Raw genomic sequence first — 26,735 nt, forward strand, 5'->3', positions numbered from 1 at the left:
CCCATCTACGAGACAGCCGCCACGCGACGACGCGCTTCGGGCCGGCTCAGTCCCAGGTGCTCGCGCAGGGTCGACCCCTCATAGCGGGTGCGAAACAGGCCGCGCCGCTGCAACTCCGGCACCACCATCCGCACGACGTCTTCGAACGCGCCCGGCATGTGCGTGGCGGCCAGGACGAATCCGTCGCAAGCGCCGCTATCGAACCATTCGGCCATCTGATCGGCGACCTGAGCACCGGTACCGACGAAGCGCGGCCCCTGCAGCAGGGTGGCCCGGTGCGCGGCGAGATCGCGCACGGTGATGTCCCCGCCGATATGTTCGCGCAGGCCCTGCACCAGGCCGCGGATACCCGACACCGACGCGATGAGCTCGTCGGTCACTGGGTCGTCGAGATCGTGTTGTGCGAAGTCGTAGTTCATCAACTCCGACAACAGTGTCAGCGACGCCATCGGATGCACCAGGTCATTGAGGAGCATGACCTCACGATCTTTGGCGTGCGCTTCGGATTCACCGACCACCGCATAGGCCATCGGGCAGATCCGCACCTGCGCGGGATCCCGGCCGGCCTCGGCGATGCGGTCCTTCTGGTCTCGGTAGTGGGCGCGCGCCACCTCGATCCCGGGATCGCCGGTGAAGATCAGATCGGCCCAGCGGGAGGCGAATTCACGACCACGGCCCGACGAACCGGCTTGGAGTATCACAGGGCGGCCCTGTGGGGTCCGCGGCACCGTCAGCGGTCCGCGCGCCGAGAAATACTGCCCCACGTGACCGAGCTCATGCACCTTCCCGGAGTCCGCGTACACCCCCGAGGACCGGTCGTGCAGCACCGCCCCGTCCTCCCAGGTGTCCCACAAACCCGACACCACCTCGAGGAATTCGTCGGCCCGGTCGTAGCGCTCGTCATGACCCAGATGCGACTGCACACCGAAGTTCTGCGCCTCGCTGTCGTTCACCGACGTCACGACATTCCACGCCGCGCGCCCGCGCGACAGGTGGTCAAGTGTGGCGAACGTCCGCGCGACGTGAAACGGCGCGTAGTACGTCGTCGAATACGTGGCACCCAACCCGATGTGCGATGTGGTCTGCGCCAGCACACCCAGCACCACGCTCAGGTCCAACTTGACCGGCCTTGCCCCGTAGCGCACCGCCTCGGCGACCGAACTGCCGTAGATGCCGGGCATCGCGAGCCGGTCGTCGAAGAACATCAGATCGAAGCAGCCGTCCTCGAGCTGCCGGCCGATCTTGGCGTAGTAAGAGGCGTCGAGGTAACCGTGCTCGGTCGCCGGGTGGCGCCACGACCCTGCATAGACCGACGTGCTGCCCGCCTGCATAAACGCGACTAGTGACATCGTGCGCTGTTGCTCTGCCATAATCGGAAACTAACATGTGATATATCAGATTTCAAATGTGGTGTTCCTGTGCCTGCTATCGTGCACTGATGGCGAGCGCAGTCGACATCTCCGGGACCGTGCGGGAACGCGCCGCCCGGGAGCTGCGAGACCGCATCTTGACGGGAGCCTTACCTGCGGGCTCCCGCATTGACCTGGATGCCATCACCCAGGAGTTCGCCACAAGCCGCACCCCGGTGCGTGAGGCCCTGCTGGAACTTTCCTTCGAAGGGCTGGTGCACGTTGCACCGCGCAGTGGAATCACCGTCATCGGCATCAACTCCGAGGACGTCATCGACAGCTTCACGATTCTGGGTGTCCTCACCGGGCAGGCCGCCGCGTGGGCAGCGCAGCGGGTCAATCCCGACGAACTCGCTTCGCTGCGCGACCTCGCCGCCGAGGTCGCCGCGCGATCGGGCGACGACAGCATCGGAGAAGCAAACTGGCGCTTTCATCAAGAGATCCACCGCGCCGCTCATTCGCCGCGTTTGCTCGGCCAACTCCGTCAAGCCGCCCGGGTGGTCCCCTCCAACTTTCTGACGCTTTTCCCCGACCATGAGAAGCACTCGCTCGACGAACACGACGAACTGCTCGAGGCCATCGCCGACCACGACTCCGAGCACGCCCGTTCGATTGCCGAACGCCACGTGCTGGAAGCCGGCCGGTCGCTGGCGGCCTGGCTCGACGAGCGCTGACGACAGCGAGTTGCGCTTGAGTTCAGGCAACCACCATTTCGGGTGTAGAACAGTGCCATGCACGAGCTGTCGCTGTGCGAGGCCATCGCCGGTCTGGTGAAGACCCACGCCGAGGGCCGGCACGTCGACGTGGTGCGGGTGCGGATCGGCGCGCTGCGCCAGGTGGTGCCGGAATCGCTGTCGTTCTGCTGGACGCTGGTCCGCGATTCCGAGGACATGCCGGACGCCGAGCTGGAACTCGAGTGCGTCGGCGCCGAGGTGCGCTGCCGTTCGTGCGGCCGCCAATCCGAGATCACGTCGGCCTGGTCGATCTGGTGCCCGCAGTGCGACAGCCCCGACGTCGAGGTGCTGCACGGCGACGAGTTCCTAGTGACGTCCTTGGACGTCTCGTGAAAGCCTCAGGCGCTCAGGGCAACTCCGCGAATGTGCAATTTGCGACGCGACACGCCCCGGACGCGTCGCAGGATGCACGCTCGGCGGGGCAGCCCCCGTTGCGGTGCGGATTAGCATTCGACCATGGGTAGATTTCACCGGCACGACGACGGAACCGTGCACACCCACGACCACGACCATCCCGATCACGAGCACGGCGACCACAGTCACTACCAGACGGGCAAGCAGCGCATCGACGTGCTGGAGGCGATCTTCGCCGAGAACGACACCCTCGCCGAGGTCAACCGGGCGGCGTTCGAGAGCCACGGGATCCGCACGCTGAACCTGATGAGCTCCCCGGGATCGGGCAAGACGACCGTCCTGCAGGCGACGCTCGACGAGCTGGCCGGCGAATTCGCCATCGGCGTGATCGAGGGCGACATCGCCACCGATCTGGACGCGGCCAAGCTCAGCGGCCGCGGCGCGCAGGTGTCACTGCTCAACACCAGCAAGGGGTTTGGCGGCGAATGCCACCTCGATGCGCCGATGGTCAATCGCGCCCTGCCCGGCCTCGACCTGCCCGGCCTGGACCTGGTGATCATTGAGAACGTCGGCAACCTGGTCTGCCCGGCGGAGTTCGACGTCGGCGAGCACGCCAAGGCCATGGTGTACTCCGTCACCGAGGGCGAGGACAAGCCGCTGAAATACCCGGTGATGTTCCGATCGGTCGACGTGGTGCTGCTCAACAAGATTGATTTGGTGCCCCACCTGGATGTCGACGTCGACTCGTACATCTCGCACGTCCGCGAAGTCAACGCCGCGGCCGAGATCCTGCCGGTCAGCGCGCGCACCGGCGCCGGCATGGGCGCCTGGTTCGGGTGGCTGCGGCGATTCGCGGCGAACTCCGAGGACTGAGGGCGGCCGTACTGCGATTCACTCGCATGACGGACCTGCCAACCACTCGCAAGACGACGGGAATTTTCCGGGTGCTTCGTTAGGCTTGCTCACGGGTTGGCCGGCCCCGCGCCCGTCGGGCGAAATCCCTTGCGCGGCAACGCCAACGGGTGCAAACAGAGGCCAATAGTACATCTGTACATTTGCCGGCAAACGGTGGACCGTTGACAACCGACTGAGGCGGGAGTAGACCCAAATTCAGCGCTGCGCAAGTGGGCCGACGGTCGACTCCGGCAGCGCAAGGAGCGTCCAGCCCGGCTCCGGAAAGCTGCAGCATGCCAACAGAAGCGGCAGTCAAAGCAGAAGAAACATTGATCCATGTTCTATGGATTAACGCGGGCCTCAGTTGCGACGGCGATTCGGTGGCGTTGACTGCCGCCACCCAGCCCAGCGTCGAGGAAATAGCCCTCGGTGCGCTTCCGGGCTTGCCCAAGGTTGCCGTGCACTGGCCCCTGATCGATTTCGAATGCGGCCCGAACGGCGGGGCCGACGACTTCCTCGAGTGGTTCTTCAGAGCCGATCGCGGCGAGCTCGAGCCGTTCGTGCTCGTCGTCGAGGGATCCATCCCGAACGAGAAGATCAAGGACGAGGGGTACTGGTGCGGGTTCGGCAACGACCCGGCCACCGGCCAGCCGATGACCACCAGCGAGTGGCTCGACCGGCTGGCGCCCAAGGCCACCGCGGTCGTCGCGGTCGGGACCTGCGCCACCTACGGCGGCATCCACGCGATGGCCGGCAACCCGACCGGCGCGATGGGCGTGCCCGACTACCTCGGCTGGGACTGGAAGAGCAAGGCCGGCATCCCGATCGTCTGCGTTCCGGGCTGCCCGATCCACCCGGACAACCTGTCCGAGACGCTCACCTACCTGCTCTACATGGCCACCGGTCAGGCGCCGATGATCCCGCTCGACGACGCGCTGCGCCCCAAGTGGTTGTTCGGCAACACCGTGCACGAGGGGTGTGACCGCGCCGGCTACTACGAGCAGGGTGATTTCGCCACCGAATACGGCTCACCGAAATGCATTGTGAAGCTTGGCTGTTGGGGCCCGGTCGTCAAATGCAACGTGCCTAAGCGCGGGTGGATCAACGGTGTCGGCGGTTGCCCGAACGTCGGCGGCATCTGCATCGGGTGCACCATGCCCGGCTTCCCGGACAAGTTCATGCCGTTCATGGACGAGCCGCCCGGCGGCAAGCTGTCCAGCACCGCGGTCGGGTTGTACGGCAGCGTGATCCGCAGCCTGCGCAGCGTCACGGGTCGCACCGTCGACAAAGAGCCGAAGTGGCGCCACAACGGCGACCAACTCACCACCGGGGCCCGCCGCACCTGGTAGGTCGCGGCACGCTTCGTTCTATTTCGCCTCACCCGGAGGGACTTCGATGACAACTATCGTCCCCGAGCCGACCACCGCCAAGCGGGAACCCGGCCAGCTCGTCGACATGGCCTGGGATCCGATCACCCGGATCGTGGGCAGCCTCGGCATCTACACCAAGATCGATTTCGAGAACAAGGAGGTCGTCGAGTGCCACAGCACCTCATCGATCTTCCGCGGCTACTCGATCTTCATGAAGGGCAAGGATCCTCGCGATGCCCACTTCATCACCAGCCGCATCTGCGGCATCTGCGGTGACAACCACGCCACCTGTTCCTGCTACACGCAGAACATGGCGTACGGGGTCAAGCCGCCGCACCTGGGCGAGTGGCTGATCAACCTCGGCGAGGCCGCCGAGTACATGTTCGACCACAACATCTTCCAGGAGAACCTGGTCGGGGTGGACTTCTGCGAGAAGATGGTCTCCGAGACCAACCCGAGCGTGCTCTCTCTGGCGGAGAAGACCGAGGCGCCGCACGCCGACGCGCACGGGTACCGCACGATCGCCGACATCATGCGCTCGCTCAACCCGTTCAGCGGAGAGTTCTACCGGGAGGCGCTCCAGGTGAGCCGCTGGACGCGAGAGATGTTCTGCCTCATGGAGGGCCGCCACGTGCACCCGTCCACGCTGTACCCCGGCGGCATCGGCACCGTCGCGACCATTCAGCTGATGACGGACTACATGGCGCGGCTGATGCGCTACGTCGAGTTCATGAAGAAGGTCGTGCCGATGCACGACGACCTGTTCGACTTCTTCTACACCGCACTGCCCGGTTACGAGAAGGTCGGACTGCGGCGCACGCTGCTCGGCTGCTGGGGCTCGTTCCAGGACCCCGAGGTGTGCAACTTCGCATACAAGGACATGGAGCGTTGGGGCAACGCGATGTTCGTCACCCCGGGCGTGGTGGTCGACGGCAAGCTCGTCACCCACTCGCTGGTGGACATCAACCTCGGCATCCGGATCCTTTTGGGCAGTTCGTATTACGACGACTGGACCGACCAGGAGATGTTCGTCAAGACCGATCCGCTGGGCAACGCGGTGGACCGGCGCCACCCGTGGAACCAGCACACCAACCCCCACCCGCAGAAGCGGGACATGGAGGGCGGCAAGTACAGCTGGGTGATGTCCCCGCGCTGGTTCGACGGCACGGACCACCTGGCGCTCGACACCGGCGGCGGCCCGCTGGCCCGCCTGTGGGCGACGGCGCTCGCCGGCCTGGTCGACATCGGCTACGTCAAGGCGACCGGCAACAGCGTCAAGATCAACCTGCCCAAGACCGCGCTGAAGGGCCCCGTCGAATTCGAGTGGAAGATCCCCCAGTACGGCAGCAACACGATCGAACGCGACCGGGCCCGCACCTACTTCCAGGCCTACGCGGCGGCGTGCGCATTGCACTTCGCCGAGAAGGCGTTGGCGGAAATCCGCGCGGGACGCACCAAGACGTGGGAGAAGTTCGAGGTGCCCGACGAGGCCATCGGTTGCGGCTTCACCGAGGCGGTGCGCGGCGTGCTCAGCCACCACATGGTGATCCGGGACGGCAAGATCGCGAACTACCACCCGTACCCGCCCACCCCGTGGAATGCCAACCCGCGCGACAGCTACGGGACGCCGGGCCCGTACGAGGACGCGGTGCAGGGTCAGCCGATCTTCGAGGAGAACGGCCGGGACAACTTCAAGGGCATCGACGTCATGCGCACGGTGCGCAGCTTCGACCCGTGCCTGCCGTGCGGCGTGCACATGTACCTCGGAAAGGGCAAGACCCTGGAGAGACTGCACACGCCGACGCAATCGCCTGTAACGGAGTGACGCATGGCGGATCGCCCGGAGAACCCCGAGAACGACACGCAGTGGCGCGCAGCGGGCGATCGGATCCAGACCCTCCTGGATTCCTGCGCGGCGGGTGGGGCGGCCGCGCACGAGCGCGCCCAGCAGTTGGTCCGCGAGGTGGTCGGCCTCTACGGGGCCGCCCTCGAACGGATCGTGCGGGCCGGCGACGCCGGTTTCGCCGAGCGGCTGGCCACCGACGACCTGGTGGCCAGCCTGCTGCTGGTCCACGGGCTGCACCCGCACGGCCTGCGCCGGCGGGTGTCCGACGCCCTGGACCGGGTGCGGCCCTACCTCGGCTCGCACGGCGGCGACGTCGACCTGCTGGAGGTGCTCGACGATGGCACGGTCCGGCTGGCATTCAAGGGCAGCTGCAAGAGCTGCCCGTCGTCGGCCGTGACGCTGGAGCTGGCCGTCGAGGACGCGGTCCGGGCCGCCGCGCCGGAGGTCACCTCGATCGAGGTGGTGACGGCGGAGCCGGCGGCCAACGCGGCCGTGATCCCGACGGAATCGCTGATGGCACACGTGCGTTCGAACGGCCACAGCCCGAACGGAACCGGCACCTGGCGCCCGCTGCCCGAATTGGCGGAGTTGGAGCCGGGCGACGTCGCAGGATTCCGGGTTGCCGGCACCGCTCTGCTGGTGTGCCGGGTCGGCGACCTGCCGCTGGCCTACCGCGACCACTGCCCGGTGTGTGACGACTCGTTGGCGGGCGCACGACTGGACGAGACGCTGCTGGGCTGCCCGCGCTGCGGCACGCAGTTCGATGTCGTGCATGCGGGCGCCGGCCCCGACGGAACTCACCTCGAGCCGCTTCCCCTGCTGCCTCGCGACGGGGTGCCCTCGGTGGCGCTCCCCGAACCGATGGGAGCCGGGACGTGACGACCCCGTATGACGTTCTCGCCCGCATCCGAAGCGAACGGACGGCCCCCGAGCCGGCCGCCGAGCGGTGCGAAATGTGCTCGGAAATCATTCCCGACGAGCATCAGCACGTGGTGAACGTCGGCGCCCGGCAACTGATGTGCGTCTGCCGTGCCTGCTATCTGCTGTTCACCGACACCGGTGCCGAACTGCGCTACCGGTCGGTGCCGGACCGCTACCTGGCGTTTTCCGACTTCGCGCTGGACCGCCGCGCGTGGGAGGCGCTGCAGATCCCGGTCGGCGTCGCCTTCTTCTTCACCAACTCTGCGCTCGGGCGCACCGTCGCCTTCTATCCCGGCCCGGCCGGGGCGACCGAGTCCGAACTCGACCTGGAGGCCTGGAACGCGATCGGCGGCGCCGACCCGCGGGTGGCCCTGCTGACCGACGACGTCGAGGCGCTGCTGGTCCGGGTTGACGACGAATCCGAAAGTGCCGACCCGCAAAGCTATCTCGTGCCCATCGACGCCTGCTACGAGTTCGTCGGGCGGTTGCGCATGCTGTGGCGGGGGTTCGACGGCGGCCAGGAGGCCCGCGCGTTCATCGACGACTTCTTTGCCCGGGTCGCCGCCCGGGCGGTGGAGACGCGGCCATGACGACAGAGCACCTGGACGTGAACTTCGCCGTCCTCGACGTGGCACCCGAGCCGTATGCGGTGACCCCGGTGCTTACCGCGCGGGTCAGCGTCGCCGCCAACGGGGACGACCCCGTGCACGCGATCGCCCTGCGCTGCCAGGTCCGGATCGAACCGCTGCGCCGGTCCTACTCGGAGGCGGAGGCGGCCGGGCTGCTCGACTTGTTCGGTCCCCGCGAACGCTGGGCCGCCACCCAGCGCACCTTCCTCTGGCAGCACGCCACCGCGATGGTGCCGGGGTTCGCCGGCAACACGACGGTCGCGCTGCCGCTGGACTGCACCTACGACTTCGAGGTTGCCGCCGCCAAGTATCTGCACGCGCTGCGCGACGGCGCACTGCCGCTCCAGTTCCTGTTCAGCGGAACCATTTTCGTCAAGTCCGAACGCGGGTTCTCGGTCCAGCAGGTGTCGTGGGACTGCGAGTACCGCTACGACATGCCGGTCTCGGCCTGGCGGGACCTGATCGCGCAGCACTATCCGAACACCGGGTGGGTGCGGCTGAGCCACGAAACCATCGCGGCACTGGCGGCCTACAAGTCGGCGCAGGGGCTGCTCGACCTCGACCACGCGGTCACCTCGCTGCTGGACACCGAACGGGAGGCGGCCACATGACCTCCGCCTGGGACCGGGCCCGCGCCGTCGCCGACGCGGTGTTGTACGAGGGCTACCTGCTCTACCCGTATCGCGGCACGTCGAGCAAGAACCAATCACGCTGGCAGTTCGGCGTTTTGGGCCCGCCCGGCGCCGCGGAAGCGGGCCTGGGCGAGGACGACACCCTGGCGGCCGAGTTCCTGGTCGACGGGTCGGCGGCGCTGACCCTGGTGGTCCGGTTCCTGCAGCTGCAGCACCGCGGCGCGGAGCGCGAATTCGCCCACGGCGCATTCGAACCGGTCGACGAGCTGAGGACCGCGGCCGGGTCGTGGCTGACCTGGGACGAGGCGGTCGAGTGCGAGCTGTCCTTCGGCCCTCTGGCGTTGGACGGTCGGCCGCGCACGCTGCCGGTGGTGGCGAATGCCGCCACGGACATCGAGCTGCTCGCCGGTGGTCGGCTGGTCCGCGAGCGGCGTGAGGTGCGCGGCGAGCTGACGGTCACCAGCGAGCCGGACGGCGACCTGCGCCGGGTGTCGGTGCGGGTCGCCAATGTCGGCGCGGCCGCGGAAAGCAAAACCGATTCGATCGCGCGGTCCATGATCGGGACGCACCTCATCGCCGAAGTCGTTGGCGGGGAGTTCGTTTCGCTGCTCGACCCGCCGCCGAGCGCCGTCGAGGCGGCGTCGCGGTGTCGTCAGCACCGGTGTTTCCCCGTGCTGGCGGCCCCCGCCGGCACCTGCGACATCCTGCTGATCTCGCCGATCATCCTCTACGACCACCCCGAGGTCGCCGAACAGAGCAACACGGCGCTGTATGACTGCACGGAGATCGACGAGATCCTCACTCTGCGCGTGATGACGATGACGGACGAAGAGAAGGCCCAGGCCCGGGCCACCGACCCGCGGGCCGCGCAAATCATCGACCAGTGTGACGCCATGTCGCCTGATGCGATGGCGCGCCTGCACGGGGTGCTGCGCGACCCGCACACCCTCGACGTTCCGGCCGGGCTGGTCCCGGAGATCCCGGAGGGGGTCGACTGGTGGGATCCGCTGGCCGACAACGCCGTTCGTCCCGAGCTCGACGCGGTGCTGGTGAACGGCGTGCGGGTCGCGCGCGGCAGCCGGGTGCGGTTGCACCCGATGCGCAACGCCGACGCGCAGGACATCTTCGTCGCGGGCAAGACCGCCCGCGTGACGTCGGTGCACGAGGACGTGGAGGGCAACAAGCATGTCGCGGTCGTCGTCGACGACGACCCCGCCGCCGAGCTGCACGACTGGTATGGCCGCTACCTCTACTTCTCCCCCGACGAGGTCGAGCCACTCGAAACCGGACAACCCGCAAAACCCTGAAAGGAGTTCCAAATGGAAGTCTTAGGCTGGATATTCGTCGCCATCATCGCGTTGGTGGCGGCGATCGCAGTCATGCTCGGACTGATATCGCTGCCCGACGCCCGCCGCTACCTGAAGTTGAGGCGTATGTAGCCGACCGGGGGAATCGATGACAGCGCGCATCCTGGTAGCCGGGATCGGCAATATCTTCCTGGGGGATGACGGATTCGGCTCGGAAGTCGTCCGCAACGCCGAAATCCCACTGGATGACGCGTGCGTCCGGGTCATCGACTACGGCATCCGCGGCATGCACCTGGCCTACGACCTGCTCGAAGAGTGGGACTCGTTGGTCCTCGTCGACGCCGTGCCCAGCCGCGGCAGCCCCGGCACGTTGCACGTGTTCCAGGCCGACTGCGAGCAAGACTCGGGCGCAACGGGTTTGGACGCCCACAGCATGGACCCGGCCGCCGTGTTCGCCAGCCTGCGGGCCCTGGGCGGCAGCCCGCCGTACACCGTGGTCGTGGGCTGCGAGGCGGGCAGCGTCGAGGAAGGCATCGGTCTGAGCGAACCGGTGGCCAAGGCCGTCCCCCGCGCCGCGCGGGCCGTCGAGGAAATCGTCGCGGCGCTGCAGACGTCCACCGTACGAGAGGACCGCTGAGCCATGTGTCTGGGGATCCCCGGTCAAGTGATCCGGATGTTGGACGGATACGAGGGACAGCTCGCGCTGGTCGACGTCACCGGCGAGGAACGCCGGGTCAACGTCGGCATGCTGCCGGAGGAGACGTTCGCGCCCGGCGACTGGATAATCATCCACATGGGCTTCGCCGTGGAGAAGACGGACCGCGCCGGCGCGGAGGAAGCGATGGCCGGCCTCGAGCTGATGGGCAGGGGCCGCCCCGACCCGACGGTCAGCCCGGGGGGCGGTTGAGATGACCCAGTCCCCCCTGATGCTCGCCTTGTCTTCGGATCCCGAAGAAGACGTCCGGCAGCGCTTCACCGTGACCGGTGTCGTCCAGGGGGTTGGCTTCCGTCCGTTCGTCCACCGCATCGCCAGCGAGCTCGGCCTGGCCGGATTCGTCGGCAACGATTCCGGGGCGGTGTTCCTCGAGGTGCAGGGCGACCGCGGACGCGTCGAGGAATTCGGTCGCCGGCTGCGCGCCGAGGCGCCGCCGCTGGCGCGTATCGGCAACGTGACCGTCACCGACCTGGCTGTCGAGGTCGTCGGCGACCGCGAGTTCCGGATCGTGGAGAGCCGGACGATCGCCGGTGAGCACATTTTCAAGACGCCGATCCCGCCCGACATCGCGGTGTGCGACGACTGCGTCCGGGAATTGTTCGACCCGCGCGACCGCCGTTACCGGCACCCCTTCGTGACCTGTACCAACTGCGGGCCGCGGTTCACCATCATCGGCGAGTTGCCCTACGACCGCCCGGCGACCACCATGTCGGGATTCGCCATGTGCGACCGGTGCGCGGCCGAATACCACGACCCGGCGGACCGCCGCTTCCACGCGCAGCCGATCGCGTGCCCGGATTGCGGCCCGTCGCTGCGGTTTTCATCGGACGCCGGCGAGGTCACCGGGTCGGATGCCGCGCTGACGGCCGCCCAGCGCGCGCTGGCGGACGGTGCCGTCGTTGCCGTCAAGGGGATCGGCGGCTACCACCTGGCCTGCGCGGTCGACGACGACGCGGCGGTCGGCGCCCTTCGGGCCCGAAAGGCGCGGGGCGCCAAGCCGTTCGCCATGCTCGTCCGCGACCTCGAGGTCGCGCGGCGCTACGCGCACGTCGACGCCGACGAGGCCGCGGTGCTGTCGAGCCCCGCCCGCCCGATCGTGCTGCTGCGCCGCCGCCCCCCAAACACCGCAGCGCCCGTCGCCGACGCCGTCGCGCCGGGCAGCCCGCTGCTCGGGCTGATGCTGCCGTACTCCCCCATCCATCACCTGCTGCTGGCGCCCGTGCCCGGCGCCGCCGAGCGGGTCCCCGACGCGCTGGTGATGACGAGTGCCAACCGCTCCGACGAGCCCATCTGCTTCACCGATGGCGATGCCGCCGAACGGCTTCCGACGCTGTGCGACGCGGTCCTCGACCACAACCGACCGATCCACGTCCCGTGCGACGACTCCGTGGTGCGCGTGATTGACGGTCGCGAGCTGCCGATCCGCCGGTCCCGGGGCTATGCGCCGCTGCCCGTCGATCTCGGACGGACGGGCCCGGCGGTGCTCGCGGTGGGCGGGGAGCTGAAGAACACCTTCTGCCTCACCGACGGCTCGCGGGCGTACCTGTCCGGCCACATCGGCGACATGGCCACCTGGGAGACGCTGCGGGCGTTCGAGCGCGCGGTCGGTCAGCTCTCCGGGATGCGCGGCGAGCCGGCACGAATGGCCGCGGACCTGCACCCGGGGTATCACACCCGGGGTTGGGCGGAGCGCCACGCCGGCGAGCGGCCGCTGGATCTCGTCCAGCACCACCACGCGCACGTCGTCTCGCTGCTGGCCGAGCACGGCCGGCTTGGGGAGCCCGTCATCGGGGTGTCGTTCGACGGGACCGGCTATGGCTGCGACCAAACCATCTGGGGCGGCGAGGTTCTCGCCCTCGGGACCGACAGCCACCGGTTCGTTCGGGCCGGCCATCTGCTGCCGGCGCCGCTGCCGGGCGGCGACGCCGCGGTGCGCAACCCGTGGCGGATGGCGCTGTCCCAATTGTGGATGGCCGGCGTCGACTGGACGCCCGATCTCCCGCCGGTCGCCGCCGCGACCGAGGACGAATTGCGGCTCACCCGTTCGCAATTGGAGAGCGGAGCCGGGTGCGTGCCGTGTTCCAGCGTCGGCCGGCTGTTCGACGCGGTCGCCTCGCTGCTCGGGGTACGGCACCGGATCGACTACGAGGGCCAGGCCGCCATCGAGCTCGAGGCGCTCGCGGAGACGGCCTCGGACGAGCAGGGGCCGTCGCTGCCGCTGACGGTGCGGGTCGACGGGGTGATCGATCCGACGACCATGGTGCAAACGATGGTGGCGGCCCGCTACGCCGGCACCGCGCCCGCGCTGCTGGCCGCTGCCTTCCACGAGGCGCTCGCGGACGCCGTCGCCAAGGTGGTCCGTCGCGTGGCGGGCGATATCCGCCTGGTGGGGCTCACCGGCGGCGTTTTCCAGAATGTGCTGCTGCTGCGCGCTTGCCGTAAGCGATTGCGGCGCAACGGATTCGAGGTGCTGACCCATCACATCGTCCCGCCCAATGACGGCGGGCTGGCGCTGGGTCAGGCCGCGATCTCGATGCTGACGGGTTTGGAAGAGGATGACTGAGGTGACTACTACTGCCATTGATCGCGGGCTGGGCGCCGAGTTGGCGGAGGACCTGGCGGCCGCCGCGTTCACGCTGGCCAAGCGTTTCGCCGCGGGGGCCACCATGTGGTCCATCGCGCCGTCGTGGGAACCACACGCGCTGCACATCGCGGTCGAGTTCGTGCACCCGGTGATCGTGGGCAAGCGGGCGCTGCCCGCGGTCGCGCTGACCGGACCGGAGCTGGTGGACCTGGTGCGGGTGTCGGTGCGGCCCGGTGACATCGTGGTCGCGGTCTCCGGGGCCGACGACCCGCAGGTGCGCTCGGTGATGCGGCGCGCCCCGGCGTGGGGGGCGACCACGATCTGGATCGGCAGCGGCGAGCGGCCCTCGGCCGGGATGGCCGATCACGTGCTGTGGCTCGACGACCCGGATCCGCGGGTGCCCGCGACGGGCGGCTTCGTGCTCTTCTATCACCTGCTGTGGGAGCTGACCCACGTGTGTTTCGAGCACCCCGGGTTGCTGAAAGACGACTGCTCGGAAGGGGTTTGCGTGACGTGCAGCGACGAGGGGCGCCTGGGCGAAGTCGTCGGCCCGTCGGCCGGCGGCCAAGCGTCGGTGCGCACCGCGCGCGGCGTCGAGGACGTGATCACCACGCTCGTCGACCCGGTCGACGCCGGCGACCTGGTGCTGGTGCATGCCGGCGCGGCGATCGGCCGGCTGGAGGACTGCTGATGAGTCAAGACGAGCCCACCAACTTCCTGTACCCGTTCATCGACGCGCAGGAGGATGACGCGAAGTCGCTGCTGGCCGACCTGGCCGCGTCCGCGCAGGCGAAGGCGGCCGAGAGCCTGGCGCTGCGGCGCTCCACGTGCAAGGCCAACGCCGACCTGGTGGAGGCGGCCGCCGCCGAGCTGGCGCGCCGTTTCGCGGCGGGCGGGCGGCTGTTCACCTTCGGAAACGGCGGCAGCTGCACCGATTCCACGACGCTGGCGAGGCTGTTCGCCCGGCCGCCCATCGGCAGGCCGCTGCCCGCGTGGTCACTGACGGCCGACCAGGCGGTCATGACCGCGCTGGGCAACGACGTCGGATTCGAGTTGGTGTTCGCCCGCCAGTTGATCGCGCGGGCGAAAGCCGGCGACATCGCGATCGCCATGTCGACGAGCGGCGGGTCGCCCAACCTGCTCGCCGCGCTGGCCGAAGCGCACCGGCGCGGCCTGTACACAATCGGTTTCGCCGGCTACGACGGCGGCGCGTTCGCCGACAACCCCAACGTGGACGCCTGCTTCGTCGTTCGGTCGCAAAGCGTGCACCGGATTCAGGAGTCGCAGGCGCTGCTGGGCTACCAGCTGTGGCTGAGCGTGCATCACCAGCTGGGCGATAAGGGTCTGGGGGCGGCATGAACAAGCCTGCGGGCGAGTACCTTTCGTCGGGCCCAAGGTTCGGCGAGGGCGAGGTGATCGAGCGGATCGAGTCGTTCCGCAGGCGTCGTCCCCGGTTGCTCGACGACCACGTGACGCTGGCCCACGGGGCGGGCGGCAAGGCATCGGCCGCACTGGTGGACGCGGTGTTTCTGGAGGCCTTCCGCAACCCGCTGCTGGAGTCCCTCGGCGACGGTGCGGTCCTGGCGCTGCCGGGCGGCGAGCGCCTGGCGATGTCGACGGACTCGTTCGTGGTGCAGCCCAGGCGTTTTCCCGGCGGGTCGATCGGTGAGCTCGCCGTCCACGGCACCTGCAACGACCTCGCGATGGCCGGGGCCGTGCCGTCCTGGATCTCCGCGGCGTTCGTGATTGAAGAGGGTTTCCCGATCGCGGAGTTGAAGGAGATCGTTGCCGACATGGCGGCCGCCGCCGCGGTCGCGGGTGTGCAGATCGTCACCGGAGACACCAAGGTGGTACCCAAGGGCGCGGCCGACGGGCTGTTCGTCACCACCACCGGCGCGGGCGTCATTCCCGACGGGCGGACGCTGTCGGCGCGGTCGGTGCGCACCGGCGACAAGGTGCTGCTGTCGGGGCCGATGGGCGATCACGGCATGGCCGTCATGCTCGCCCGCGGCGACCTGGCCATCGAGGCCGACATCGCCTCCGACACCGCATCGGTCAGCCCACTGGTGGAGCTGCTCTTGGCGGCCGCCCCGTCCACCCGGTGGATGCGCGACGCGACCCGCGGCGGGGTCGGCACCGTGTGCAACGAGCTCGCCCAGGCCTGCGGCCTCGGGGTACTGCTCGAGGAGGAGCGACTTCCCGTGCGGCCCATGGTCAATGGCGCCTGCGAGTTGCTCGGCATCGATCCGTTGTACGTCGCCAACGAGGGCAAGTTCGTCGCCGTCGTCGCCCCAGAGGAGGCCGACGCGGGGCTGGCCGCGTTGCGGTCCCACCCCCTCGGCGCCGACGCGGCCGAGGTCGGGGAGATCGTCACCGAACCCGCCGAAACCGTGGTGCTGCGCACCGGGTTCGGCGGAACGCGGATCGTCGACATGCTCGTCGGGGACCCGCTGCCGAGGATTTGTTAGAAGGGAGGTAAGGGCGGATGTGTCTTGGGATCCCGGGCCGGATCGTCGAAATCACCGATCCCGCCAACTATCTGGCCAAGGTGGACGTCAGCGGCGTGCAGCGCACCATCAGCGTGCGCCTGCTGGAGGACGACATGCCCGAGCCCGACGACTGGGTGCTGGTGCACGTCGGCTTCGCCATGGCCAAGATCGACGAGAGCGAGGCGCTGCTCACGCTGGCCGCGATCCAGAAACTCGGTGAGGCCTATCAAACCGAGATGGAAGCCTTCGACTCGTCGGCCATCATCTAAGGGGAACTGCTATGAAATTCGTTGACGAGTTTCGTGATCCGGCCGCGGCGCGCAAGCTGCTGGGCGCCATAAACAGCCTGGCGCGCTTGGCTGGCGACGGTGGCGAACAGTTCAAGTTCATGGAGGTGTGTGGCGGGCACACGCACACCATCTACCGGCACGGCATCGAACACCTGCTGCCCGACAACGTGGAGCTGGTGCACGGCCCGGGCTGCCCGGTCTGCGTGATCCCGATGGGCCGCATCGACGACGCGATGTGGCTGGCCGGCCAGCCCGACGTCATCTTCACCTGCTTCGGCGACATGATGCGGGTGCCCGGGTCCAACGGCAGCCTGCTGGACGCCAAGGCGCGCGGCGCCGACGTGCGGTTCGTCTACTCGCCGCTCGATGCGCTGAAGATCGCCGTCGACAACCCCGACAAGCAAGTCGTGTTCTTCGCCATCGGCTTCGAGACCACCGCGCCGTCGACCGCGGTGACACTGGTGCGCGCCCGCGACCTGGGTCTGCCCAATTTCAGCGTCTTCTGCAACCACGTCACCATCGTCCCGCCGATCAAGGCCATTCTGGAATCCCCCGACTTGCGGCTGTCCGGGTTCATCGGACCCGGGCACGTGTCGACGGTGGTGGGCAACCGCCCCTACCGGTTCGTGCCCGCGGTGTACCGAAAGCCGTTGGTAGTGGCGGGTTTCGAGCCGCTGGACATCCTCGCGGCGGTCGCGATGCTGCTGACCCAGATCCGCGACGGCCGCTGCGAGGTGGAGAACCAATACAAGCGTGTGGTGCCCGAGCGCGGCAACCCCGCGGCGCTGGCGCTGATGGGCAAGGTGTTCGCGCTGCGCCCGCACTTCGAATGGCGCGGGCTGGGCTTCATCTCGCAGAGCGCGCTGCGGCTGCATGACGACTTCGCAGAGTTCGACGCCGAGCTGCGCTTCGCGATGCCCGGCGTGCGCGTCGCCGACCCCAAGGCCTGTCAGTGCGGCGAGGTGCTCAAGGGCGTGCTGAAGCCTTGGGAGTGCAAGGTTTTCGGCACCGCGTGCACCCCCGAGACGCCGATCGGCACGTGCATGGTGTCGCCCGAGGGAGCGTGCGCGGCCTACTACAACTTCGGCCGCATGCACCGCGACGCGGTCAAGCTGGTGGGGCGCACTTGACCGACATCCGCGGTGCCGAGATGTTCGCCCGCTACGCGTACGCCCCCAACGCCCTCGGCTACTGCGGGCCCCCGCTCGGGGCCACCCTGCGCGACGGATCCGTCGACGAGGTGCGCCGCGCGGCGACGGGATTTTCCGGGGCCTGGCCCTATCTACGGGTCCTATCCCGGCTGACCGGCATCGCCGACCCGCTGGATTACCGGCTCGTCGAATCCTATTGGCTCGGCGGCGGTCTCGGCGCCGGCCTGGATCCGGGCGCGTTCTTCGACGCGCTGCTGGACATCATCGGCCCGCAGGCCGGCAGGTACTGGTCGCACCTCACCCCCGACCTGGGCCACGAGGCCGCCGCCAACCACTGCTTCCACGTGTTCGGCGTGTATCCGTGGACCCGGTTTTTGGGGCGTGGCATGGATGAGCACCCGCTGAGCGTGCTGGACAACTGCCGGATCACCTGGGGCACAGTCGTTTCCCGCCACAACGACGACGTCGAGGTGTCGTGCCGGAAGCTGCTCTGGGACGGCCTGGCCCTGACCCTGTCCGAGCCCGCCGTGCGACCGCTCGACGTCTGGGCCGACGGGTACAGCGCCGTGCCCGACGTCGCCGTCGGCGACGAGGTCGCGGTGCACTGGGGCCGGCTGTGCGGCCGGCTGACACCCGAGCAGGTTCACGCGCTCGCCGACAGCACCGACCGTCAGCTGCGGTTGACCAGCCAACGGCTGGCGCATGTTTAGGCAAGAATCGCGCAAGGATTAGGCAAGCCGCCCGCCGGACGCTGTGCACATGAGCACAACTTCGTACCGTCAGCGGGCCATCACCATGCTCGCGCTGATCGCCGCGGCGACCGCTGTGGCAGCGTGCGCGCACACGACAGCGCCCGCAACGGTGATGCCCAAGACCAGTCCGACGACCACGTCGCGCGTGCCCGGCAAGGGCGCGGTCACCTTCGAATACTTGCAGCGCGCGCCCGTCCCGGGGCTGTGCGAGCACGATCCGGGCCAACTGAGAGGCGGTGAATTGCCGCCACAAGAGGGGCATCCCGGACACGTCGGCATCGCGTTGAACTACAACACCGGCGCCTACAAGGTCGCGTTTGGCGACCTGACCGGGCGCGGAGGCGACGCCGCCATGGTCATCTACTGCAATGCCGGTGGAGTCGGGTGGCCGGAGATCGTGCAGCTCTACACCGCGGGCCCGCAGCTCTCAAAAACCGGGCCCACGCGGCTGGGTGGAATCGACCTCGACGACCTCACCCACGGCGGCAGGGAAGTCGTGACCGATCTGTCCATCTCGGACCATGTCGTGCATGTGACGTGGATGACCACCGGTCCGAATGAGGCAATGTGTTGCGGGACCGTGGAGATGAAGGCCGACCTCCGTTGGGACGGTTCCACCGTGGTTGCCCAGAACGTGCGCCGAATCAACTGAGACCGTCTGGCTCGTGCCAGACTGGGCGTCGTGCCCGGCTCGATCTGCGACGTGCTGCCGGCCGCCGCCGCCCTGCTCGGCGCCCCCGACGGGGCCGACCGCTTGGGCCTCGCGGAATCCGTCGGCGCCGTCGACCGCGTCGCGGTCGTGCTGGTCGACGGGATGGGCTGGCACCTGCTACCGAAGCTGACCGGTGACGCGCCGCTGCTGGCCTCGGTGCTGGCGGGTGAGACCGGAAACCTGACCGAACTCACCTGCACGTTTCCCTCGACGACGCCGAGCAGCCTGGTGTCGCTCGGCACCGGCGCGCGGCCCGGTGAGCACGGCATCCTCGGGTTCACGCTCAATGTGCCCGGCACGGACCGGGTGCTCACGCACATCGTGTGGCGCGACGACCCGCCCCATACCGAATGGCAGCCGCTGCCGAGTTGGTTCGGCCGGCTCGAGCGGGCCGGCATCGCCGCGCGGGCGGTGCTGCCCGCGCCGTTCATCGGCAGCGGGCTGACCGATGCGGCGTACCGCGGCGCGCGCTTCCGCCCGACACAACCGACCGACGACTACGCCCAGCTGGTGGCCGACGAGGTGCAGGCGGGTCCGGGCCTGGTCTTCGGCTACATCGCCGACCTGGACACCGCCGCCCACTTGTTCGGCATCGGATCTCAGCACTGGCACGAGGCAGCGGTGCGCGTCGACGCCCTGCTGACCCGGCTCGTCGACACCCTGCCGCCGAACGCGGCGCTGCTGGTGACCGCCGACCACGGCGGCCTCAACGTCCCCCCGGAGTCCCGCGTCGACCTCGACACCGACCCACGGCTTGGCACCGGGGTGCGCGTGGTCGCCGGCGAGCCGCGCGTGCGCTACCTACACACCGACCCGGGCGCCGCCGCCGACGTGCGGACCGCGTGGGCCGAGACGCTCGACGGCCGGGCGGACGTCTACGACCGCGAGCACGCGGTGGCCACCGGCATGTTCGGGCCCGTTGACCCGGCGCACCTGGCGCGGATCGGCGACGTCGTCGTCGTCTGCACCGGCGACACCGCCGTGCTGGCGACCGCCCACGAGCCCCCGGAATCCGCCCGCCTCATCGGCTTTCACGGCGGGGCGACCCCGGTCGAGATGGCGATTCCATTAATCGTTTTTCGCCGCTGACTGTCGACAAAAGCTCAACGCCTTGCATCACGGGTTGTTCGTCGAGAACCGCCGACCGAGTTCAATGTTGCGGCCCGCACGATTAAGAACGAACGTCATGGCGCGCGGTAGTACAGGCTTGGCGAGTTTGAAAGCCAGCCGAGGTTTACAGCCGATTGCAAAGTGCAACAGCGTGCCGTTTTTGGCAGACGGCTCAAAGCGGTACTCCTCGGCCCAGGCATAGAACGCCGGCGCGCTGGTGCCGTCGACACGGAACGCAAAGCGGGCACCTCCATCCCAAGCGAGCACCGTCTCTTCTACCTTGATCCCGATCACCCGTTTGGTACATCGCGAGCCGGCACCGTGTGGCCTCGGCGTGTGATAGCGGCCCGTCTTATCGAAACCGGGGAAAAACTCACCCCAGTTCGCCGGGTCGTGTGCAAACGCCGCGAAGACCTCGCTTGGTGGCCGAGCCACATGGACGGAGGCGGTTAAGCGGATAGGCGCTGTGGTCAGGAAATCAAGGTCGACCGGTTCGCAGGTGAACATGTGAATCTCCTCGGAGCGTCAGGTGCCCTCACCCGTCGAACTGCTGCGTCCATCTCCGGAAGAACTGTATAGCCGATTCGTCGCGGCGTGGCGGGCGAAACCGAGTCACCACCAGGCCATGCGCAACCGCGCCAGGTCCTTCAGCCGAACGAACGCACGCCCGAGGCGCATCCGGACGGCCTCAGGGACACGCGGCCGCCGGATGCGTCGGCGCTTGGAGTCGCTGCCCACACCCGCGCTGGCCCGAACGCGGGAAGTATCCGGCGACAGCCACCGGGGCGCCCCCGCCAAGTCGGAAGGCATGGGTTCATGCAGCATCCGGGGGCGGCGCAAGCCGGCTGAGACCGGGCAATAGATGCCATTGGGGTCGCTTTTCATGGAGCCATCCCGAGGGATCCACACGCCCGAAGGGTGCTGGAGAATTTCCCTGCCGCAGTGGCGGCAGGTGGCCGCATACAACTTTCGTCCCCCGTGATATTCGCTTGCAGGTTAGCGCCGCCCCCGACTGCACCGCTGGTTATGTCAACCTTACTTCGCAGTCACCCAAAAATGAAAGCACCTGTTTTCAAAGTCGGCGCAGAGCGTTTTCACAGCTCACTCGCCGTTATGGGAGCGAACTGGCTGTAACCCTGGCACGTATATCAGGGAAGATTCCGTGGGTTCGGGCATTCGGGTGCATTCGGGCGGAGAGGTGGTAATGGATTTCGCGACGCTTCCGCCGGAGATCAACTCCGGGCTGATTCGTTCGGGCCCCGGCGCGGGATCGATGGCGGAGGCCGCCACGGCCTGGGACCGGCTTGCCGCGGGGCTTTATGCGGCGGCGGCGCAGACGCCGATGCTGGAGGGCGCGGCGCCTTACGTGAATTGGCTGAACGCTGCCGCGGCGCGCGCCGAGCAGGCGGGCGCCCAGGCCGCGGCGGCGGCGAGAGCCCACGATTCGGCGGTGGCGGCGACCGTTCCCCCACCGGCGATCACCGCCAACCGCGCGCAGCAAAGGTCGCTGGGCCGCCGGAACTGCCTTGCGCAAAGCGGCCCGGCCATCGCGGCAGTCGACGCCGAGTACGAGCAGATGTGGGCCCGCGACGCCGACGCCATGTACGCCTACGCCCGCGCCGCGGCCGACGCGGCGACGCTGGTCCCGTTCAGCTCGCCGCCGGGATATCGGGGCGCGACGGCCGGTCCCTGGGCGCTGCGCTCGGCGCCGGACGTCGTGTCTGCCGGCGGTCGAGTGATATCGGCCATTCCCGGAGCGCTGCAGGCATTTTCGGCGTCGCCGCTGACGCCCCTGGAGGCGTCGCTGTCGCCGGTGACCTCGGCGCTGTCCAGGCTGAGTTCCCTGTGCGCACCGTCGGGCCCCGCGATCGGATACCTCAGCGCCCTCAACAAAAGGGCGGCTCTGTGCTCGCTCGTCCGGAAGCCGGCCCGCGTCGGACCGTTGGCCAGTTTCGGACGCGGGGCGTCGATCGGGGGGCTCTCGGTGCCACGGGCGTGGGCAATGGCGATGGCGCGGCTGCGCCACCCGGCCGTCAGAGCGGGGTGACGTAGGCGGAGCTGATGCCGCCGTCGACCAGGAACGTCGATGCGGTGATGAACGACGCGTCGTCGCTGGCCAAAAACGCCACCGCGGCGGCGATTTCGTCGGGCTCGGCGAATCGGCCCACCGGCACGTGCACCAGCCGGCGCGCCGCGCGTTCTGGGTCCTTGGCGAAAAGCTCTTGCAGGAGTGGGGTGTTGACCGGTCCGGGGCACAGCGCGTTGACGCGGATGCCCTGCCGGGCGAACTGCACGCCCAGCTCCCGCGACATCGCCAGCACCCCGCCCTTGGACGCGGTGTAGGAGATCTGCGACGTGGCCGACCCCAGCACCGCGACGAACGACGCCGTGTTGATGATCGACCCCTTCTGCGCGGGCACCATGTGCCGCAGCGCGGCCCGGCAACACAGGTAGACCGATTTGAGGTTGACGTCCTGCACCCGCTGCCACGCCGGAAGTTCGGTGTTCTCGATCAGGTCGTCCTCGGGCGGTGAGATGCCGGCGTTGTTGAATGCGATGTCGACCCAGCCGTAGACCTCGGCGGCGGCGTCGAACAGCGCGTTGACCGCGTCCTCGTCCGAAACATCCGTCGGCACGAACAAACCCGAGAGTTCCTCGGCGGCGGCCGCGCCGGCGTCGCGGTCGACGTCGCCCACGACGATGCTCGCGCCTTCGGCGCGCATCCGCCGTGCCGCGGCCAACCCGATGCCGCCGGCACCGCCGGTGATCACCGCGACCCGGCCCGCCAGCCGCTGCGACAGGTCCATTACGAGCCCTCCTTGACGGCGATGAACACGTTCTTGGTCTCGGTGAAATGCAATGGCGCGTCGGGGCCCAGCTCGCGGCCCAGCCCGGACTGCTTGAACCCGCCGAACGGCGTGTTGTAGCGGACCGACGAGTGCGAATTCACGGACAGGTTGCCGGACTCGACCGCCCGCGACACCCGCAGGGCCCGGGACAGGTCGTCGGTCCAGATGGATCCCGACAGCCCGTAGGCGGTGTCGTTGGCGAGCGCGACGGCGTCGTCCTCGTCGTCGAACGCCAACACGGTGACGACGGGACCGAAGATCTCCTCGGTGACGGCGCGGTCGTCGCGCTGCGGGGTGAGAACCGTTGGTGGAAACCAGAATCCGCGACCGGACGGCGCGGTGCCCCGAAAGGCGACCGGTGCGTCGTCCGGCACGTAGGAGGCGACCTTGTCGCGGTGCGCGCCCGACACCAGGGGCCCCATCTCGGTGTCGCGGGAGGCGGGGTCGCCGACGACGACGGCCTTGACCGCCGGCTCGAGCAACTCCATGAACCGGTCATACACACTGCGCTGCACCAGGATCCGGCTGCGCGCACAGCAGTCCTGCCCGGCGTTGTCGAACACTCCGGCGGGCGCGGTCGCCGCCGCGCGCTCCAGGTCGCAGTCGGCGAAGACGATGTTGGCGCTCTTGCCGCCGAGTTCCAGCGTCACCCGCTTGACCTGCGCCGCCGCGCCCGCCATCACGCTCTTGCCCACCTCGGTGGAGCCGGTGAACACCACCTTGCGCACGTCCGGGTGGGTGACGAGCCGTTCCCCCGCCACTGCGCCCTTACCGGGCAGCACCTGGAGCAGGTCCGCATCGAGCCCCGCCTCGACCGCCAGCTCGCCCAGCCGCATCGTGGTCAGCGGCGTCGGTTCGGCGGGCTTGACCAGCACGGCGTTGCCGGCGGCCAGCGCGGGGGCGATGCTCCACGACGCGATCGGCATCGGGAAGTTCCAGGGCGTGATCACGCCGATGACGCCCAGCGGTTCGTTGAAGGTGACGTCGATGCCGTCGGCGACGGGAATCTGCTTGCCGGACAAGCGCTCCGGGCTGCCCGAGTAGAACATCAGCACGTCGCGGACGTGGCCGGCCTCCCATTCCGCCGACGCGATCGGGTGCCCCGAGTTGGCCACCTCGAGCGCGGCCAGCTCGTCGACGTGGGCGTCGACGACGGCGGCGAACGCCCGCAGGGCCGCCGCTCGCCCGGCCGGCGCCAACCGCGACCAGCGTCGCTGGGCCACGCGGGCGCGCGCCACGGCGTCATCGACGGCGGCGGCGTCGAAGAGCTCGACGGAACGCAGCACTTCCTCGGTCGCGGGGTTGACCAGTTGCGTTGCCGTCATCGGGTGACCCGCGCGGCTTCCACCACCGCCTTGAACAGCCGCAGGTCGTCGAGCGATTTCTCCGGATGCCATTGCACCGCAAGCGCGAACGACTCGCCGGGCACCTCGACGGCCTCCACCACGCCGTCGGGGTCCATCGCGCTGACCACCAGGCCGTCACCGACCTTGTCGATGGCCTGGTGGTGATAGCAGGGCGCGTCGACGCACTCCCCGATCAACGCGGCCAGGCGCGTGCCCGCCACGGTACGCACCGGCAACCGGTTGAACACCCCGTTGCCGGCGCGGTGGCCGTTGTGGCCGAGGACGTCGGGCAGGTGCTGGTGCAGGGTCCCGCCGAACGCGACGTTGAGCAGTTGCGCGCCGCGGCAGATGCCCAGCACCGGCAGCCCGCGGTCCAGTGCGCCGCGCAACAGCGCCAACTCCCAGGCGTCGCGGTCCGTGCGCGGCGAGTCGGTGGCCGGATGCGGGTCCTGGCCGTAGCCCGCCGGGTCGACGTCGTAGCCGCCGGTGATCACCAGCGCGTCCAGGCTGTCCAGCAGGCGATCGACGACCTCGGAGTCCGCGGGCTGCGGCGGCAGCAGCACCGCGATGCCGCCGGCCATGACGACGCCCTCGAAGTAGTCGGCGGGCAGGTAACCGGCGGGGATATCCCAGATCCCGGTCCGCACCTGCTCGAGATAACTGGTCAGGCCGACGACGGGGCGCCTATAGCCGTTCAAACCCTCGCATCCTCTCCCAGTCGGTGACCGCCGCGTTGAACGCCGCCAACTCCACGCGGGCATTGTTCAGGTAGTGCGCGACGACGTCGTCGCCGAAGGCCTCCCGCGCGAGCGCCGAGCCTTCGAACAGCGCCGCCGCCTCGGCGAGCGTGCCGGGCAGCCGGTCGACGTCGGTTGCCTCGTAGGCATTCCCGGTGTAGGGCGCGGGCGGCTCGATGCCCCGTTCGATACCGTACAACCCCCCGGCGATCAGCGCCGCCGCAGCGAGGTACGGGTTGACGTCGCCGCCGGGCACCCGGCATTCGACCCGCAGGTTGCGCCCGTGGCCGACCACCCGCAGCGCGCAGGTGCGGTTGTCCAGGCCCCACGCGATCGCGGTCGGCGCGAAGCTGCCGTCGGCGAATCGCTTGTACGAGTTGATGTTTGGCGCGTAGAACAGGGTCAGTTCCCGCAGCGTGGCCAGCAGGCCCGCGAGGAAACCGCAAAACGTCGCCGACATGCCGTGCGGGCGGGCGCCGTCGTCGAACACGGCCGTATCGTCCGGCCCTCGCAGCGACAGGTGGATGTGGCAGCTATTGCCCTCCCGCTCATCGTATTTCGCCATGAACGTCAGGCTCTTGCCGTGCTGGTCGGCGATCTCCTTGGCGCCGTTCTTGTAGATGGTGTGGTTGTCGCAAGTGACCAGCGCCTCGTCGTAGCGGAACCCGATTTCCTGCTGGCCCCGGTTGCATTCGCCCTTGACGGCCTCGAACCGCAGGCCCGCGCCCTCCATCCCCAGCCGAATGTCGCGCAGCAGCGGCTCCATCCGCGACGACGCCAGCATCGCGTAGTCGATGTTGTAGTCGCTGGCCGGCGTCAGCCCGCGGTAGCCGCTCGCCCACGCCTGGCGGTACGGCTCGTCGAACACGATGAACTCCAGCTCGGTTGCGATGTCGGCGGCCAGGCCGCGCTCGCCCAGCCGGGCGAGCTGGCGGCGCAGGATCGCCCGGGGCGCGACGGCGACCTCACCGCCGTCGGCCCAGCCGAGGTCGGCGATCACCAGGGCGGTGCTTGGCAGCCACGGGACCAGGCGCAGGGTTGCCAGGTCCGGTGTCATCACCATGTCGCCGTAGCCGGTTTCCCAGCTCGACATCGCGTAGCCGGACACCGTGTTCATGTCGACGTCGACGGCGAGCAGATAGCTGCAGCACTCGGCGCCGTGCGCGGCGACCTCGTCGACGAAGAGCCGTGCCGACATGCGCTTGCCGACCAGCCGGCCCTGCATGTCGGCGAACGCCACGATGACGGTGTCCACCGCGCCGCCGCCCACCAGCTCGTCCAGCGCGGCCAACGTGAGCATGGTGGAAGGCGCTACCACGTGCTGGTGCGCAGGACGATCTCGGCGGCCAGCTGTGCCGTCGACTCCTGCACGGTGCGCCGGCCGAGGTCGACCACGCGGTATTCGGCATAGACGTACCGCTGGCTCGCGTCCGCCACGGCCTTGGCGGCCGGCGAGCTGACCAGCACGGTGGTGCCGATTTCGACCGGCGGGCAGTGCTCGTCGAGCACCACGCCGTTGGGGTCGGCCACCCGCGGATGCCCGCGGTCGATCACGACCAGGCCGACGAACCGGCCCAACCGGGTGGCCGCCAGTTCCCAGGCGAGCTCACCGCCGGCCCGGTCGCCGAAGACCACGGCCCAGCGGATGCCCAGCGAGTCGAGGATGCCGACCACCGATTTCGCGGTCAGGCGCGGGTCGAGGCCGACGACGACCGTGCGAAGCGAGGCGGTATGCAGGCGTTCGCACACCGCGTCGTAGGCGACCGGCGAACGCTGCTGGTCTCCGAGGATGACGACGACGACACCCTTCTCCGGCCCGGCTACGGACACCGGAACGGGAAATCCGTCGAGCGTGGTCATCATCGAGTGCACTCACGCACGTTACCTGTCAAAGGCCAGCGTGC

The 26,735-nt window shown here is 68.9% G+C and carries 28 protein-coding genes; 21 read left to right on the top strand and 7 right to left on the bottom strand.

What is annotated here, in order from left to right; translation table 11 throughout:
- Positions 1-5: 5 nt before the first annotated feature.
- Positions 6-1,370 (bottom strand): LLM class flavin-dependent oxidoreductase, encoded by a 1,365-nt coding sequence (locus AWB92_RS11355; RefSeq protein ID WP_142282048.1) that lies wholly within the window; start codon positions 1,368-1,370, stop codon positions 6-8.
- 68 nt (positions 1,371-1,438) lie between these two features.
- Between AWB92_RS11355 and AWB92_RS11360 the strand changes: the two genes are divergently transcribed.
- The 20 genes from AWB92_RS11360 to AWB92_RS11455 all read left to right on the top strand — a co-directional run bounded on the left by AWB92_RS11360 (position 1,439) and on the right by AWB92_RS11455 (position 19,878).
- A complete protein-coding gene (locus tag AWB92_RS11360; RefSeq protein WP_085185584.1) occupies positions 1,439-2,083 on the top strand; it encodes a GntR family transcriptional regulator in 645 nt (214 codons plus the stop codon).
- Between the two features lie 57 nt (positions 2,084-2,140).
- Positions 2,141-2,476 carry a hydrogenase maturation nickel metallochaperone HypA gene (locus AWB92_RS11365; RefSeq protein ID WP_085185586.1) on the top strand — a complete coding sequence of 112 codons (336 nt, stop codon included), beginning with the start codon at positions 2,141-2,143 and terminating at the stop codon, positions 2,474-2,476.
- 123 nt (positions 2,477-2,599) lie between these two features.
- The gene (gene hypB / locus AWB92_RS11370) at positions 2,600-3,370 is read left to right on the top strand and encodes a hydrogenase nickel incorporation protein HypB (RefSeq protein ID WP_085185588.1); all 771 of its coding nucleotides are present in this window, start codon (positions 2,600-2,602) and stop codon (positions 3,368-3,370) included.
- Between the two features lie 314 nt (positions 3,371-3,684).
- Positions 3,685-4,740: a hydrogenase expression protein HypE gene (locus AWB92_RS11375; protein ID WP_068186524.1), complete on the top strand. Its 1,056-nt coding sequence runs from the start codon at positions 3,685-3,687 to the stop codon at positions 4,738-4,740.
- A 46-nt stretch (positions 4,741-4,786) separates the two neighbouring features.
- Positions 4,787-6,586, top strand: a complete 1,800-nt coding sequence (locus AWB92_RS11380; RefSeq protein ID WP_085185590.1) for a nickel-dependent hydrogenase large subunit — start codon at positions 4,787-4,789, stop codon at positions 6,584-6,586.
- Between the two features lie 3 nt (positions 6,587-6,589).
- Positions 6,590-7,486: a NifU family protein gene (locus AWB92_RS11385; protein ID WP_085185592.1), complete on the top strand. Its 897-nt coding sequence runs from the start codon at positions 6,590-6,592 to the stop codon at positions 7,484-7,486.
- Positions 7,483-8,118 (top strand): DUF5947 family protein, encoded by a 636-nt coding sequence (locus AWB92_RS11390; protein ID WP_085185594.1) that lies wholly within the window; start codon positions 7,483-7,485, stop codon positions 8,116-8,118. Before AWB92_RS11385 ends, AWB92_RS11390 begins: the two co-directional genes overlap by 4 nt.
- Positions 8,115-8,768: a DUF6084 family protein gene (locus tag AWB92_RS11395; protein WP_085185596.1), complete on the top strand. Its 654-nt coding sequence runs from the start codon at positions 8,115-8,117 to the stop codon at positions 8,766-8,768. The genes AWB92_RS11390 and AWB92_RS11395 overlap by 4 nt, the downstream gene beginning before the upstream one ends.
- Positions 8,765-10,096 carry a hypothetical protein gene (locus AWB92_RS11400; protein WP_085185598.1) on the top strand — a complete coding sequence of 444 codons (1,332 nt, stop codon included), beginning with the start codon at positions 8,765-8,767 and terminating at the stop codon, positions 10,094-10,096. Before AWB92_RS11395 ends, AWB92_RS11400 begins: the two co-directional genes overlap by 4 nt.
- A 148-nt stretch (positions 10,097-10,244) precedes the next feature.
- Entirely contained in the window at positions 10,245-10,733 is a 489-nt protein-coding gene (locus AWB92_RS11405) for a hydrogenase maturation protease (protein ID WP_085185600.1), read from the top strand.
- Positions 10,734-10,736: 3 nt separating this feature from the next.
- Entirely contained in the window at positions 10,737-11,003 is a 267-nt protein-coding gene (locus AWB92_RS11410) for a HypC/HybG/HupF family hydrogenase formation chaperone (protein WP_068126337.1), read from the top strand.
- A gap of 1 nt (position 11,004) precedes the next feature.
- A complete protein-coding gene (hypF, locus tag AWB92_RS11415) occupies positions 11,005-13,374 on the top strand; it encodes a carbamoyltransferase HypF (protein WP_085185602.1) in 2,370 nt (789 codons plus the stop codon).
- Between the two features lies 1 nt (position 13,375).
- Positions 13,376-14,086, top strand: a complete 711-nt coding sequence (locus AWB92_RS11420) for a hydrogenase assembly protein HupF (RefSeq protein WP_085185604.1) — start codon at positions 13,376-13,378, stop codon at positions 14,084-14,086.
- Positions 14,086-14,754: an SIS domain-containing protein gene (locus tag AWB92_RS11425; RefSeq protein WP_085185606.1), complete on the top strand. Its 669-nt coding sequence runs from the start codon at positions 14,086-14,088 to the stop codon at positions 14,752-14,754. The genes AWB92_RS11420 and AWB92_RS11425 overlap by 1 nt, the downstream gene beginning before the upstream one ends.
- Entirely contained in the window at positions 14,751-15,863 is a 1,113-nt protein-coding gene (hypE, locus tag AWB92_RS11430; RefSeq protein ID WP_085185608.1) for a hydrogenase expression/formation protein HypE, read from the top strand. The genes AWB92_RS11425 and hypE overlap by 4 nt, the downstream gene beginning before the upstream one ends.
- Positions 15,864-15,880: 17 nt before the next feature.
- Positions 15,881-16,153: a HypC/HybG/HupF family hydrogenase formation chaperone gene (locus AWB92_RS11435; protein ID WP_068126330.1), complete on the top strand. Its 273-nt coding sequence runs from the start codon at positions 15,881-15,883 to the stop codon at positions 16,151-16,153.
- Positions 16,154-16,164: 11 nt separating this feature from the next.
- On the top strand, positions 16,165-17,304 hold the full coding sequence (gene hypD / locus AWB92_RS11440; RefSeq protein WP_085185610.1) for a hydrogenase formation protein HypD: 1,140 nt from the start codon (positions 16,165-16,167) through the stop codon (positions 17,302-17,304).
- Positions 17,301-18,035 carry a DUF6390 family protein gene (locus AWB92_RS11445; protein WP_277622288.1) on the top strand — a complete coding sequence of 245 codons (735 nt, stop codon included), beginning with the start codon at positions 17,301-17,303 and terminating at the stop codon, positions 18,033-18,035. Before hypD ends, AWB92_RS11445 begins: the two co-directional genes overlap by 4 nt.
- A 49-nt stretch (positions 18,036-18,084) precedes the next feature.
- Positions 18,085-18,729: a hypothetical protein gene (locus AWB92_RS11450; RefSeq protein WP_193791398.1), complete on the top strand. Its 645-nt coding sequence runs from the start codon at positions 18,085-18,087 to the stop codon at positions 18,727-18,729.
- Between the two features lie 30 nt (positions 18,730-18,759).
- Complete coding sequence (locus AWB92_RS11455; RefSeq protein ID WP_085185612.1) at positions 18,760-19,878, top strand: nucleotide pyrophosphatase/phosphodiesterase family protein; 1,119 nt, start codon at positions 18,760-18,762, stop codon at positions 19,876-19,878.
- Positions 19,879-19,905: 27 nt separating this feature from the next.
- Here AWB92_RS11455 and AWB92_RS11460 read toward each other — a convergent pair whose 3' ends face one another.
- Positions 19,906-20,406, bottom strand: a complete 501-nt coding sequence (locus AWB92_RS11460; protein WP_085185614.1) for an SRPBCC family protein — start codon at positions 20,404-20,406, stop codon at positions 19,906-19,908.
- Between the two features lie 697 nt (positions 20,407-21,103).
- Between AWB92_RS11460 and AWB92_RS11470 the strand changes: the two genes are divergently transcribed.
- Positions 21,104-21,946 carry a PPE family protein gene (locus AWB92_RS11470; RefSeq protein ID WP_085185616.1) on the top strand — a complete coding sequence of 281 codons (843 nt, stop codon included), beginning with the start codon at positions 21,104-21,106 and terminating at the stop codon, positions 21,944-21,946.
- On the opposite strand, the gene AWB92_RS11475 is transcribed toward AWB92_RS11470, so the two are convergent.
- From AWB92_RS11475 to AWB92_RS11495, 5 genes are read right to left on the bottom strand one after another with little or no spacing between them, the layout of a single operon-like run.
- A complete protein-coding gene (locus AWB92_RS11475) occupies positions 21,933-22,706 on the bottom strand; it encodes a 3-oxoacyl-ACP reductase (protein WP_085185618.1) in 774 nt (257 codons plus the stop codon). The genes AWB92_RS11470 and AWB92_RS11475 overlap by 14 nt on opposite strands.
- A complete protein-coding gene (locus tag AWB92_RS11480) occupies positions 22,706-24,073 on the bottom strand; it encodes an aldehyde dehydrogenase family protein (RefSeq protein ID WP_085185620.1) in 1,368 nt (455 codons plus the stop codon). The genes AWB92_RS11475 and AWB92_RS11480 overlap by 1 nt, the downstream gene beginning before the upstream one ends.
- Complete coding sequence (locus tag AWB92_RS11485) at positions 24,070-24,855, bottom strand: gamma-glutamyl-gamma-aminobutyrate hydrolase family protein (RefSeq protein WP_085185622.1); 786 nt, start codon at positions 24,853-24,855, stop codon at positions 24,070-24,072. The genes AWB92_RS11480 and AWB92_RS11485 overlap by 4 nt, the downstream gene beginning before the upstream one ends.
- Positions 24,779-26,131 (bottom strand): glutamine synthetase family protein, encoded by a 1,353-nt coding sequence (locus AWB92_RS11490; RefSeq protein ID WP_085185624.1) that lies wholly within the window; start codon positions 26,129-26,131, stop codon positions 24,779-24,781. The genes AWB92_RS11485 and AWB92_RS11490 overlap by 77 nt, the downstream gene beginning before the upstream one ends.
- 11 nt (positions 26,132-26,142) lie before the next feature.
- On the bottom strand, positions 26,143-26,694 hold the full coding sequence (locus AWB92_RS11495; protein WP_068186558.1) for an alpha/beta hydrolase: 552 nt from the start codon (positions 26,692-26,694) through the stop codon (positions 26,143-26,145).
- Between the last annotated feature and the right edge of the window lie 41 nt (positions 26,695-26,735).

The sequence above is a fragment of the Mycobacterium sp. IEC1808 genome, assembly GCF_002101935.1.
Taxonomy (GTDB): domain Bacteria; phylum Actinomycetota; class Actinomycetes; order Mycobacteriales; family Mycobacteriaceae; genus Mycobacterium.